Origin of the sequence: Vibrio sp. 10N.247.311.13, assembly GCF_041467595.1 — a bacterium.
Taxonomy (GTDB): Bacteria; Pseudomonadota; Gammaproteobacteria; order Enterobacterales; family Vibrionaceae; genus Vibrio; species Vibrio crassostreae_C.
This window is the reverse complement of the sequence record NZ_JBFSUX010000016.1, coordinates 51483-64189: the sequence shown is the minus strand read 5'-3', so window position 1 is coordinate 64189 and position 12707 is coordinate 51483. Positions and strand designations below refer to the sequence as shown.

The following is a 12707-nucleotide window of genomic DNA, read 5'->3' as shown; positions in this document are numbered from 1 at the left end:
GTGGGATTCGAAGTTAAATATTCCAAAGTCATCAAGGGCGCTCCTCATAACTCGAAGCTATCTGGATATTTGAGCTTACTCTGGCGCATAAAATCGTGATCTGCAGCCACACCTTATGCAACAAATGAATATTAACCTTGGAGAGTAAGGTTTGGTTCACGGTTTTTTAATCTTGGCGGCTTACATTGGTGAGCAAATCTGATGTGAAACACTTAACGACACAGGATCTTTCCATGAAAAAGAACATTATCGCCCTCGCTCTTGGTGGCATGCTCGCTTTTGGCGCAACACCTTACTCTTTTGCTGCTAACGATGGCGCTGTACAGGCTTCTGCAGATTACGCGCAGTTGGTGACTAAGCGACAAGTTGTCGACCAACTACTTCTTGATGCGTTGCAGGCATTTAAGTCTCCGGCAAGAATTTCTCACGCGGGCTTCACGGCTAAAATGCCAAGCAACATGGAAATTGTGACCAACCGATTGTTAGAAGCTTACCAGTTAGAACCTTACCGTACTGATTTGTTGATCTCGGCAGCGAACGCTCAGATCTACAACAAGAATGCAGAGCGCGCTATTGAGCTGTTTGAGCAAGCATTGACGGTTGCGCCAGATGATGTCGACCTACATGCGTATCTTGCTGTTTGGCAGAGATTCGAAGGCAATGACAGTGAATCCAACAAGCACATGGAGAAACTGGAAAGCCTGAACAAGGGTAAAGCAGAAGACATCAAACGTATTTTTGCTACGGTTGACCGCGTGTTAGAAACACCACTGAAAGAGTCGGCAGACAAAGGTTTATTGGATGAGCACGGTGCCATCGTCACTTTGGGTTACGCGCTTAACCCTGATGGTTCTATGCATGAGATCTTGATTGAACGTCTTGAAACCACATTAGCAATGTCGAAAGCGAACCCAGACGCGATGATCGTGTTAACCGGCGGCGTGCCGAAGAACCATAAGACTGAAAGCAAGTTAATGGCGGATTGGCTTATCTCAAAAGGGGTAAGCAAAGATCGTATCATTGAAGAGAACTACGCGACCAGCACGGTAGGAAATGCCTTATTCAGTAGCTACGCGCTTGCTCGTCATGATATTAAGCACGCGACCATTATTAGTTCGGCGAGCCACGTTCGTCGTGGTCAAACTCTGTTTGAAATCGCTAGCTGGCAAACGGGCCCTCAGGGCATTACCTTCGATACGGTTTCTTACCCAGACAAGCCGCTAGAAGATCTTAAGAAAGCGAGCAGTGGTGAGCTTCTAGGCATCTACCGTGACGCACTGAGAACGTATGGTATGTGGAGCTACCGCTCTTACCCATTGGAATCTCGTTAAGCCCAAACATTATTTGCGTTTGGGAAAAGCACAGTTCGTGTTAAACCAAAGCTTCACTTGTTAGTACAATCGAGCACAGCTAGATGATATGCTGTGCTCCTATTTAATTTAGTGTTTCAAAGGCAAAAAAATGAACCCGATTTTAGCGATGTTGAAAGAGAACAATATTAGCGACGAGCAGATCAGTGAGCTATTCAAAACGCTGACAGAGAACCCTCTTGCAGCAATGGCGACAATCAGCCAACTTGGTTTACCACAAGATAAGCTTCAAATGCTGATGGGTCAGGTAATGCAAAACCCTGCGCTAGTCAAAGAAGCAGTTGAAGAGCTTGGCCTAGATTTTTCTAAGGTTGAAGCGGCTAAAGAGCAACTTCAAAAATAAGTGAATTTGAATGAGCTAATATCGAATTAGCTTAATCCACATTCAATAAAAAGGTCGTTTAAGTTCAGCAACAGGCTGTCTTAACGGCCTTTTTTGATCTTGGTGGCGATTTTTTATTTTGATTTGAGTGCTTTCAATCATCCTCTCCGACCCTATACATACCGACCATTCCAACACAATTGACAGCAACCTTGCCAAATATGCGCGACTACTGACAATTTACTTACTAGACTTAATTAACCTATGTGCGACCTGATATGTGCACCTTGATGAACAGAGTTTTTGGATGAAGACAGCCCTAAATAATAGGGCTAGCCGATTTGGGCCATAAGCGCGGTTTATCTATGTGTCACATTAAGGAAAAGAATAAGAGGGCAACAAACTAAGCCCTCTATTAAGCAGTGATTTATAGGACATGAGTTATGAAGTATTTAAAGGAAACCGCTTTAGCGAGCCTTGTGCTGGCTGGGCTTGTTGGTTGTGGCGGTGATTCAGGTTCATCAAGCAGCACGACACCCATTACCTTGAGTGTGAGTGATGCGCCCATTGATGATGTTAAAGACGTCACCGTGACATTCAGTAAGGTCGCTTTACTTCCTCAAGGGGGAGGTTCGCCACTGATATATGATGTGTATAAAACGGACGAAAACGGCGACTACGTTGATGAAAATGGCGATCCATTGCCAGATGGTGAGGATCCGATTCCATTAAGTGTGAATTTGCTGGATTACCAAGGCAGTGATGCGCTTCCTTTGATTGAAAATGAGGTCATTCCGGTAGGCAGCTATAAGTTGTGTGTGTTTGCGAATGATGGCGATCATCCAACAGATCCATCTTACGTGATAGAAAACGATGATACGACCCATGAGTTAACGGTGAAAGGTGAAGGTGCGTGTCCGCAAGGTGTAGGTAAAGAAGATAACGCTGGCGTGCTTTACTTTAATGATTCATTTAATGTGAACCAACAAAGTAACGATTTTGTTGTCGAGTTCGATCTTCGACGTGGTCTAAAGAACACTTCGACTTTCCCTGATTACACCATTCAAAGAACGTCTGTAAGCCTTATCAATACGGTTGAGACAGGAAACATTGAAGGCACTGTAGCGACAACAACTTTTGGAGCTTGTAACCCTACAAATGATAATACCTTCGTTCAATCGGTTTATTTGTATGAAGGAAACGTCGACAAAGATGACATGACACCGATTGGTGGTAGTGAGGAAGTAAAACCCGTCACTTCAGCTTCGGTTGTGCTTGGTGAAGACCAAACTAATTTTGAATTCTCACTGGGCTTTATTGATCCAGGTACTTATTCATTAGGTTATACCTGTACTGCACAGCATGACAGTGATGAAGACAATGCTGATCCGGTTGCTGATGGTTTTGAAATCTATGATGTTCAAAATAGTGTTCAGGTAGTGGTTGGTCAGGATAACCAAGTATCGTTTTAAATCTTTAACGTGATTTACCACTCTAATAAATACGGCCTCTCATTTATAGAGGCCGTTTTTGATCATGTCACCTAGTTAAGCATGAATTTGATGTGCATTGAGTGTGACTCTAGGGAAGTGATAATGTAACTTTGTATCTCTTACTTGAACCTAGCGAAATGTACTCCGGTGTTGCTCATGAAATCTAGCTTAAGCATTCGATCTTACACCAAGCAATTTAATACCCATGCTCATGATGATCATCATCAACTGGTATTGCCGATCCAAGGCAGTATCAATATCGAGATGGTGGGGTATGTCGGCAAAGTGGCCGTGGGCGAATGTGTGGTGATTCCAGTAACCACAGCGCATGCGTTTAAGGCGGATGAAGCCGCGCGGTTTATTGTCGCGGATATGGCAGAGTTACCGCAGCACTTGTTAGAACATGAGCTCTCGGTTTTCACGATAACGCCACCTTTGATGAGCTTCTTGCTGTTTGTTGAGAAGCAGCTGGAATATCAGGTCGATAGTGGTATTGAGTCATCAATCTTGGATGTGTTTTCACTGCTGTTAGAACAACAACAAGTGAGTAAGAGCATCGACCCTCGAATCCGCGCGGTACAAAGGCTGATCGCGGATAACTACACCCAGCCGTTATCCATTTCACAACTTGCAGAAACGGCCTGTTTGAGCCCCACTCAATTCAAAAAATGCTTCAAAGAATGTCTGGGTATCAGTGCGCTTAAATACATTACTCGATATCGCATGGAGAAAGCCCAAGCCTTGTTAACCCACACCGATTTACCGGTTCAGTTGATTGCTGAAAATGTGGGGTATAGTGATGTTTCTGCTTTCAGTCGTCGCTTCTCTCAGCACTTTGGCATGTCTCCAAGGGCGTTTCTAGGCTCAATGAAAGACAGTCTTTAGAAACAACAATAGCGTCCTTTCGGCAAACTAACTTTTATCAATCTTCACTATTATCTATTTCAGAACTGAAAATTGGGTAATAGAAATGAATCTTGCCATCAATCGCGTTAACGAATTCCAAACGGGCACTTTAGCCATCTTGTTTGCTTCTATTTTATGGGGCACGACAGGCACCGCCGCAAGTTTTGCGCCTGACCTAAGCCCATTAGCAATTGGTGCTTTTTCTATGGGCGTCGGTGGCCTAATGCAAGCGGGCTTGGCGTATCGAAAAATCCTATTCGCTTTCGACAAACTTTTGCAGAACAAGAGGCTGTTGGCAGTGAGCGCTTTGGCTTTGGCGGTCTATCCTTTAGCTTTCTATTCTTCAATGAAATTATCAGGCGTGGCGATTGGTACCGTGGTTTCGATTGCAACCGCGCCTTTCTTTTCGGCATTGTTAGAGTGTCTGATTAGCAAAAAGAATAATATCAACAAACGTTGGCTCACTAGCTTTGCGATTGGTGTGGTGGGTATTGGGTTGTTGGTGTTTTCAGAATCTTCATCTACGAATGAGTCAGGTGATGATCTCAAGCTGTTGGGTATTGCTTTAGGTTTGCTCGCTGGGTTGTGTTACGCCATTTATTCTTGGGCGACAAAAGCACTGATAGACAAGGACATTGAGTCTCAAGCGGCGATGGGCAGTATTTTTGGCCTCGGCGCGATGCTGTTGCTGCCAACACTCTGGTTTACGGGGGAGAACCTGTTTTCCTCGCAGATTAACGTATTAGTCATCAGTTATCTGACGTTAATCCCACAATGCTTGGGCTATATCGCCTTCAGTTTTGGTTTACGCCATGTTACCGCGAGTAGCGCCAATCTGCTGACTCTGTTTGAACCAGTAGTTGCAGCGGTGCTTGCCGTCTGCGTTGTCGGTGAGCTGATTCCTTTTATAGGTTGGCTAGGTATGTTTCTGATTGTGCTGTGCTTGTTGATACAGTCGAAGCCATCTAAAGGAACGTTATAAGTATTTGTTTTGTCACGCCTAATTGAGATTTATTCATGCGTAATTCTTATAATTGAATAAAATCAGTATCTCAGTTGTGAGAGTGCTGTTACTATCGCTATCAATAGTCGGGGGGCATATACCTTATTTGGTGTTTGCTGAGATCGTTAGTCGAGACCCGTTGAACCTGATTCAGTTAACACTGGCGTAGGGAACTATAAGCACTCGATCTACGTCTGCACCCATGAAAACTTTCATGAGCCTAATGCGACTTCTCCTTCGATCGGTGTTCGTTCTCCTACGTCTTGTAAGATAGTAGGAGCGACAATGACACACAGTTCTATTTCAAAAGATTTAACGCCAAAAGCCTCAGTTTCACAGCACTCTGCAGAAGACACGATTCGCACGAATACTCCGATTGTTTTAACTATCGCGGGTTCTGACAGTGGCGGTGGTGCAGGTATCCAAGCTGATATTAAAGCTATGTCTGCTACAGGTAGTTTCGCTTGTTCGGTAATTACCGCTATCACTTCCCAGAACACGCAAGGCGTTTCCGCCATTTTTCCTATCCCACTCGACCATGTTGCCAGTCAGTTAGATGCGGTTTTTACTGATCTGAATATCGTGGCTGTGAAAGTCGGTATGTTGGCCGATTCGCAAATCATCAAAGTCGTCGCGGACAAAATCAAACAATACCAACCTAAACACTTAGTGATTGACCCTGTGATGGTCGCGACAAGTGGTGATCTGCTGTTAGAAAACTCGGCAATTACGACGCTAAAACAAGAGCTGATTCCGCTGGCAGACATCATTACTCCTAACTTGCCAGAAGGCGCTGCACTTACAGGCAAAGCTGTCCCTGAAAGCGAAGCCGAAATGCAGGGCATGATTGAAGATTTACGCGCACTAGGTGCTAAAGCTGTTCTCTTGAAAGGTGGCCACTTGGAGAAGGACGAAAACAGTAACGATCTTCTGATTCTGCCAACCTCGTCAGCTTTGATTAGCGCGAAGCGTTTCCCGACTAAAAACACCCACGGCACTGGCTGTACGCTTTCATCTGCCATTGCTTCTTTCTTGGCTCAGGGCAACACGCTGGCAGAAGCTGTTGACCTAGGCAAACAATACATTTCTCGCGCGATTGCTCATGCTGATGAGTTGCAAGTTGGTCAAGGTCATGGCCCGGTAAATCACTTCTTCGCTGGACACGGTAATGTCCGTTAATACGGTTGGCGTTCAACTCAGCAACGCGACGTTACGTTACCGAGACAGCGAGTACGCGACCTTGTCTGGGTTGTCGCTTAGCTTAAACGCAGGTAAGTGGACGGTATTGCTGGGTCGAAGTGGTTGCGGAAAAACCACGGTATTGCGTTATCTGGCAGGCTTGCTGGACGACAAGGTGGAGTGGCAGGGCACATTGGCAACGTCCGATGAATTGCCTTTAACGGACCGCATCGCTTACATGGCGCAGCAAGACTTGTTACTGCCATGGCTATCGGTCATCGACAATGTTTGCCTGAGTCATCGTTTTCAAAATCCAGTTTCTGATAAAGCACTGCAAACCAATCAAGCACTAGAGTTGTTAGCTGCGGTTGGTTTGGCTGATTATGCGAATGCGATGCCGGATCAATTGTCTGGAGGCATGCGTCAACGTGTTGCTTTGGCTCGCACCTTAATGCAAGACAAGCCAGTCGTGTTGATGGATGAGCCGTTCTCTGCGCTGGATGCGGTAACGAGACACAAGCTGCAAAGTTTAGCGTGTGAATTGTTAAGAGATAAAACCGTTGTGTTGATTACTCATGATCCACAAGAAGCGGTGCGTTTGGCGGATAACTTGTATGTGTTGCAAGGCACACCTGCGAATGCACAGTCACTGTCTGTGCCTCTCACATCAACACCACGAGTGTTAGACGGTGAATGTGCTGAGTTGCAACAAGCGATCTTAGATCAGTTGGAGCGAGATTATGAATGATCTAACGCGAAGCGAAGCTGTGGCTCGTTCAGCTAACGTACAGACTACCACTACACGTCCTCGTCAGATGAATCCCGTTATGCGTTTGCTTATCAGCAGCGCCGTGATTCTCGGTTTATGGCAACTGGTGGTGGTTATCTTCGAGATGCCAGGCTTCATTCTGCCAGCGCCTGCAGAAGTCTTTATTAAACTATTCGAACGCTACGATGTATTGCTCAAACACACTTGGGTGACTGCGCAAGAGATCTTACTTGGCTTGCTACTCGGTTTGTCGATGGGGCTATTTTTCGCCCTACAGATGTTGATGTTTGAACCACTAAAACGCTGGCTGTTACCTATCTTAATCGCTAGCCAAGCGATTCCTGTGTTTGCGATTGCTCCAGTATTGATGTTGTGGCTTGGCTATGGCATCGCCTCAAAAGTGGTGATGGCGGCGATCATTATCTTCTTCCCTGTAACTACCTGTTGCTACGACGGCCTGCGAAATACTCCGACGGGCTATCTTGATCTTGCTAAGACCATGGGTGCATCGAAATGGCAATTGTTGCGTTATATCCAACTGCCTGCTGCGCTGCCAACTTTGGCGTCTGGCATTCGTGTCGCTGTGGTGATTGCTCCAATTGGCGCAGTCGTCGGGGAGTGGGTTGGTTCGAGTGAAGGGCTGGGTTACCTAATGCTGCAAGCCAACGCACGCATGATCATTGATGAGATGTTTGCTGCCTTATTCATCTTGGCGGTGCTGTCTATCTCGCTCTACTTCATCACAGACAAGTTACTCAAAAAAGCTATCCCTTGGGAGAACCAGTGATGGTTCGATAACACTTGTTTAATAAAGCTTCGCTCACGCTATTTATCTAAACAAAACTTCGTTAAAAATTAGCTCTATAAACACAATAATAATACTCAAAAGGAAAGGTTAACCGTGAAAAATACAAAATTGATAGGTGCAGTGGCACTGCTTGCTTCGTTAGTTTCAGGTCATGCTCTAGCGGACTCTGAACAAAAGAAACTGACATTGATGTTGGATTGGTTTGTAAACCCGAACCACGGCCCGATTGTGATTGCTCAAGAGCGTGGTTACTTTGCTGACCAAGGCTTAGAGGTTGAAATCCAAGAACCAGCAGACCCAAGCACGCCAGCGAAACTTGTCGCAGCAGGTAAGGTTGATTTAGCGGTAACTTACCAACCAAGTTTAACCATGGATGTGGCAGCGGGTCTTCCTTTAGTTCGTGCATCAACCCTTATCGCGACGCCACTGAACACGCTAATGGTACTGGATAACGGCAAGAACGATTCATTAGCGGATCTGAAAGGCAAAAAGATCGGTATCGCGATTGCGGGTAACGAAGAAGCGACTATCGGCACCATGCTAGCACAAGAAAATGTTGCGTTTACAGACGTGCAAACCATCAATGTCGGTTGGGCACTTTCATCTTCATTGGCATCAGGCAAGGTAGATGCAATCTGGGGTGGCCTACGTAACTTCGAAACTAACCAGCTAGCCCTTGAAGGTTTTAAAGCAAAAGCGTTCTTCCCAGAAGAGCACGGTGTGCCAGCTTACGATGAGCTGATCTTTGTTGCGAACGCAAAGCAGCACGATGATAAAGCGATCAAAGCGTTCAACAAAGCATTAGAGCAAGCGACAACTTACATCGTGAACCACCCACAAGAGTCATGGAGCGAGTTTGTTGCGTATTCACCAGATACGTTGAACAACGAGCTCAATCAACGCGCATGGAATGACACGCTGACTCGTTTTGCACTTCGCCCTTCAGCGGTTGATCTAAAACGTTACGACGATTACGCACAGTTCATGTTCGACAAAGGCATTATCAAATCACTACCAAAAGCCGCTGACTACGTACCGACTTTTGACTAAGGAATCTTATGAAATACCAAGACTTAATCCAAGCCTGTCAACAAGATTGGCAAGAGTACACTGAGCACGATTTTGTTAAAACGCTGGCAAACGGCACTCTTGCTCAGCCGTGTTTTCTGCATTATTTGAAGCAAGATTTTCTGTTCTTGAAGCAGTACGCTCGCGCTTATGCACTGGCGATTTACAAGGCGAAAACACTGGCTGATATGCGTCGTGCACTGCCAAGTGTTCATGCTCTGCTAGATTCTGAAATCTCTCACCACGTGACTTACTGTGGTCAGTGGGGTTTAACCGAATCTGACCTAGAAAACGAACCGGAAGATTTCGGTACAGTTGCTTACACGCGCTACGTTCTGGATGCAGGCATGACGGGTGATCTTGTCGATCTTTATGCGGCACTGGCTCCGTGTTCCATTGGTTACGCTGTGATCGGTAAAGCGTTGTTAGAAAGCAGCGATACTGTTTTAGAAGGCAACCCATACGCGAGCTGGCTTCAGCTTTACGGCGGAGAAGAGTTCCAATCTGGCGTGGCAACGGGCGCAGAATACTTCAATCAGCTGCTTGCTGAAATTGATATCAACAGCGAGCGCGGTCAGAACATCGTTCATATCTTCAAAACCGCAACGCGTATGGAAGTGGCTTTTTGGCAGCAAGGGCTGAACGCTCTTAATGATTCTCTAGCTGTTTAAAGTGACTTCTAACGAATAAGGATCTATCCCATGCTAACTGAACAAATTATTCAATCGTTACGCGCAGTACGAGAGCAAAAACCACTGGTGGTGAACATCACCAACTACGTTGTGATGAACAATACGGCCAATGCGTTATTAGCGATTGGCGCTTCGCCTATCATGGCGCACTCACAGCAAGAGCTGGCAGAGATGATGTCTTTCTCTGGCGCGCTTGTGATTAACATTGGCACGTTAGACAGTGTTTGGACGCCAAGAATGCGCTTTGCTGCTGAGCAAGCGAACGCGAACAACAAGGTTGTGGTGCTTGACCCTGTGGGTTGTGGCGCAAGTACACTGCGTACCGAGACTTCTCGTGAAATTGCACGTTTAGCGGATAAATTGATCATTCGTGGTAACGCGTCTGAGATTATCGCGTTAGCGGGCGAGCAAGCGCAGAGCAAAGGCGTTGATGCGCTTGATAGCAGTGATGCTGCGTTAGGTGCTGCACAGTGCTTAGTGGCTGAATACGGTGCAAATGTGGTGATATCTGGTGAGACAGATTACGTTGTCACCAAAGACAGCGTGGTGACGTTAAACAATGGACACCAAATGATGCCGTATGTGACGGGTATGGGGTGTACTTTAACTGCATTGACGGGTGCTTTCGCGGCTGTTGGTGATGATAGTGGTTTAGCTGCAGCAGCGGTATTAGGCGTGGTTGGTGAAATCGCGGCTGAAAACTCTCGCGGCCCAGGTAGCTTGCAAATTAACTTGCTTGATGAGTTGTATCAGTTAGACGAAGAGACTCTGATTCAACGCTTGAAGATTCAGTAGGGCTAATCTAACTCTAAGCCACAAGTTAGAGTTAGATTAACTTAAAAAAGCCCCCGACACTTATGTGTAGGGGGCTTTTTATTACTGGTTTGGAACTGTGTCAGCTGTGTATAGACTGGCTGGCTAGGTTCTAAATCGGTTAACTTGGCTCTCTAGGTGATGAGCAACCTCGGTTAAGTCGCTCGCTGCACCTGAAATGCTGCTTACCGACTCTTGGTTGCTTTGAGCAATAGTGTTTGCACCTTGCGCGTTTTCACCCAGTGATTTGGTAAGACGATCCTGCTCATCAACCGACACCGCGATTTGGCTGTTGGCTTGGTTCAGATCTTGGATGTGTTGATTAATCACATGTAAGTTCTGAGAAGCTTGCTGCGCCTGCGTTGAAGCGTCTGAAACCGTGCTGTGGCTCTCTTTGATAGACTCTAACGCATCTTTAGCGCCACGTTGTAGTGAGGTGATGAGCTCATCAATCTGGCTAGCAGAGTCTTGGGTACGTTTAGCGAGCGTTCTTACTTCATCGGCTACTACTGCAAATCCGCGACCTTGTTCACCTGCGCGCGCAGCTTCAATAGCCGCATTCAATGCCAACAGGTTGGTCTGCTCAGAAACGCCTTTGATTACTTCAAGAATGGCACCAATGTTCATCGACTCTTTGTGTAGGTCAGTCACTTTCTGGCTGCTGACCTGCATGCTTTCATCGGCGCTGCCAATTTCATGCAGTGTTTTGTCTACTTCTTTGAGTCCCATCGCCACATTCTCGGTTGCTTGGTTAGCAACTTGAGACGCGTGGTTAGCACTTGCAGCAATTTCTGATGTGCTGGAAGCCAATTGATCAACGGCAGAAGAGATATTTATCATCTCGCTATTCAATTGTGTTGCGTTGGTCGAGCTGTTATTGGTCACTTGATTGAGTGACTCCGACATCTCACCAATACGCACGCTAGAACGGTTCACTTGGCCAACAATATCGCGCAGAGATTCAATGGTGATCTCCATATTAGTCAGCAGTTCGCCAATCTCATTTTTGCTCTCAATGTTCACTTCCACATTCAGGTTGCCCTGAGAAAGCTCGTTGGTGATCTGTTTAACTTGTGCGATGCCTTTAGTAATAGAGCGAGTCACCAACACGGCGCTCGTCATGCCAATAACTAAAGCGACACCCGTCAGCAATATGATGATTTGAATCGAGCGCTTTTCGCTGGCTTGCAGTTCTGGTGTTAAGGCTTGTTTCTGTTGTTCTAGAATGCTCTGAGCATCAGCTACCGAAATCGCTAAGCTGTCACCAATAGAGGCGAGGGTAGCGGTTCTTTGAGTGTTCTCCAGCATCTGTTGGTGAACTTGTTCAAAGCCTTTCGCGTACGCTTCACGTTGGTTAGAGAAATCTTCAATCAGTTCACTTTGATAAGGAGATGATTTAAGAGACTCAATATCGCCCTCGATACCTGGCAGAGCATATTCAAAGATGTCTTTACCGGCTTCGTAGGTTTTGAGGTCGTTGTTGTTTGAGTAACTGAGTACGGTGATCTTGGCTGCGAGGAAGTTCTCCATCAACATGCCCGCGTATAAGCTCGCGTTTGGATCATTGTTATTGTATGACTCATACAACAAGCTCTGAGCTGCTTTCAGTGCGTTGGTTTCTCGTTTGACCATCTCAACGTTGACCAGTTGGTCAATGAGCAGTTGGCTCTGTTTCATTGACCCATAAGCCACATCAAAGGCCGCCACGCTGTCTTGCACTAATTGCAGGCTAGCTAGGCTATCGGTTTTGGTGGTGGATTGGATTAAGTTGTTGAGCAGATCATCAATCGCAAGTTTGCTTGATTGATAATTCGTTTCGTACTGTTCATCCAATGACTCTAAGTAACGTTCAGAAGCTAAACGCATCTGAAGAAAGTGCACTTGAATGTTGCTTGATAATGTCGCTTTTTGGCTGAGCTCACTGTATTGGCTAAAGCCGTTCGACAAGGTTTGGATACCTTTGTAACTCACAAAGCCTGAAATGACGAAAAAGAGCAAGCAGATGGCATAACCCAGCTTGATCTTGAGCGCTATAGAAAGGTGGCGCATAACTATCCCTATATTTACCTGATTCCTTCACGGTGGAGTATTTCATAAAACAGCGTTCTGGGCATGCTTGAAGTGAATTCTTTGTGTAATAAGTAACGCTTTAGTTAAAAAATTCAGATTTTTCGGCACGCTTTCAACGAGTTGCGTATCTGATGGTGCGTGTGTCATTGAGCTAATTTAGTATTAACTTCCATGCACATGATGTGATTTGTCGGTAAAATGGTGCAACGCCAAT

General features: G+C 45.8%; 12 protein-coding genes and 1 riboswitch. Of the genes, 11 read left to right on the top strand and 1 reads right to left on the bottom strand.

The window, feature by feature from the left end; genetic code table 11:
* Window positions 1-233: 233 nt before the first annotated feature.
* The 11 genes from AB6E52_RS09335 to thiM all read left to right on the top strand — a co-directional run bounded on the left by AB6E52_RS09335 (window position 234) and on the right by thiM (window position 10405).
* A complete protein-coding gene (locus tag AB6E52_RS09335; protein WP_102320345.1) occupies window positions 234-1331 on the top strand; it encodes a YdcF family protein in 1098 nt (365 codons plus the stop codon).
* Between the two features lie 130 nt (window positions 1332-1461).
* The gene (locus AB6E52_RS09330; RefSeq protein ID WP_102320344.1) at window positions 1462-1713 is read left to right on the top strand and encodes a DUF2999 family protein; all 252 of its coding nucleotides are present in this window, start codon (window positions 1462-1464) and stop codon (window positions 1711-1713) included.
* Window positions 1714-2135: 422 nt separating this feature from the next.
* Window positions 2136-3164 carry a DUF4382 domain-containing protein gene (locus AB6E52_RS09325; protein ID WP_102320343.1) on the top strand — a complete coding sequence of 343 codons (1029 nt, stop codon included), beginning with the start codon at window positions 2136-2138 and terminating at the stop codon, window positions 3162-3164.
* A gap of 177 nt (window positions 3165-3341) precedes the next feature.
* Entirely contained in the window at window positions 3342-4070 is a 729-nt protein-coding gene (locus AB6E52_RS09320) for an AraC family transcriptional regulator (protein WP_004731644.1), read from the top strand.
* An 85-nt stretch (window positions 4071-4155) separates the two neighbouring features.
* Window positions 4156-5073, top strand: coding sequence for a DMT family transporter (locus tag AB6E52_RS09315; RefSeq protein WP_102320342.1), 918 nt, complete (start codon window positions 4156-4158; stop codon window positions 5071-5073).
* Between the two features lie 98 nt (window positions 5074-5171).
* Window positions 5172-5283: riboswitch (TPP riboswitch) on the top strand.
* A 96-nt stretch (window positions 5284-5379) separates the two neighbouring features.
* On the top strand, window positions 5380-6273 hold the full coding sequence (gene thiD / locus AB6E52_RS09310; RefSeq protein ID WP_198594312.1) for a bifunctional hydroxymethylpyrimidine kinase/phosphomethylpyrimidine kinase: 894 nt from the start codon (window positions 5380-5382) through the stop codon (window positions 6271-6273).
* Window positions 6263-7021, top strand: a complete 759-nt coding sequence (locus AB6E52_RS09305; RefSeq protein ID WP_102320341.1) for an ABC transporter ATP-binding protein — start codon at window positions 6263-6265, stop codon at window positions 7019-7021. Before thiD ends, AB6E52_RS09305 begins: the two co-directional genes overlap by 11 nt.
* Entirely contained in the window at window positions 7014-7829 is an 816-nt protein-coding gene (locus AB6E52_RS09300) for an ABC transporter permease (protein ID WP_102320340.1), read from the top strand. Before AB6E52_RS09305 ends, AB6E52_RS09300 begins: the two co-directional genes overlap by 8 nt.
* Window positions 7830-7943: 114 nt before the next feature.
* Window positions 7944-8900, top strand: coding sequence for an ABC transporter substrate-binding protein (locus tag AB6E52_RS09295; RefSeq protein ID WP_102320339.1), 957 nt, complete (start codon window positions 7944-7946; stop codon window positions 8898-8900).
* Between the two features lie 8 nt (window positions 8901-8908).
* Window positions 8909-9589: a thiaminase II gene (gene tenA, locus AB6E52_RS09290; protein ID WP_102320338.1), complete on the top strand. Its 681-nt coding sequence runs from the start codon at window positions 8909-8911 to the stop codon at window positions 9587-9589.
* Between the two features lie 30 nt (window positions 9590-9619).
* A complete protein-coding gene (gene thiM, locus AB6E52_RS09285; RefSeq protein WP_102320337.1) occupies window positions 9620-10405 on the top strand; it encodes a hydroxyethylthiazole kinase in 786 nt (261 codons plus the stop codon).
* Window positions 10406-10528: 123 nt separating this feature from the next.
* Here the strand turns inward: thiM and AB6E52_RS09280 are convergent, their stop codons facing one another.
* Window positions 10529-12472: a methyl-accepting chemotaxis protein gene (locus tag AB6E52_RS09280; RefSeq protein ID WP_102320336.1), complete on the bottom strand. Its 1944-nt coding sequence runs from the start codon at window positions 12470-12472 to the stop codon at window positions 10529-10531.
* Window positions 12473-12707 lie beyond the last annotated feature (235 nt).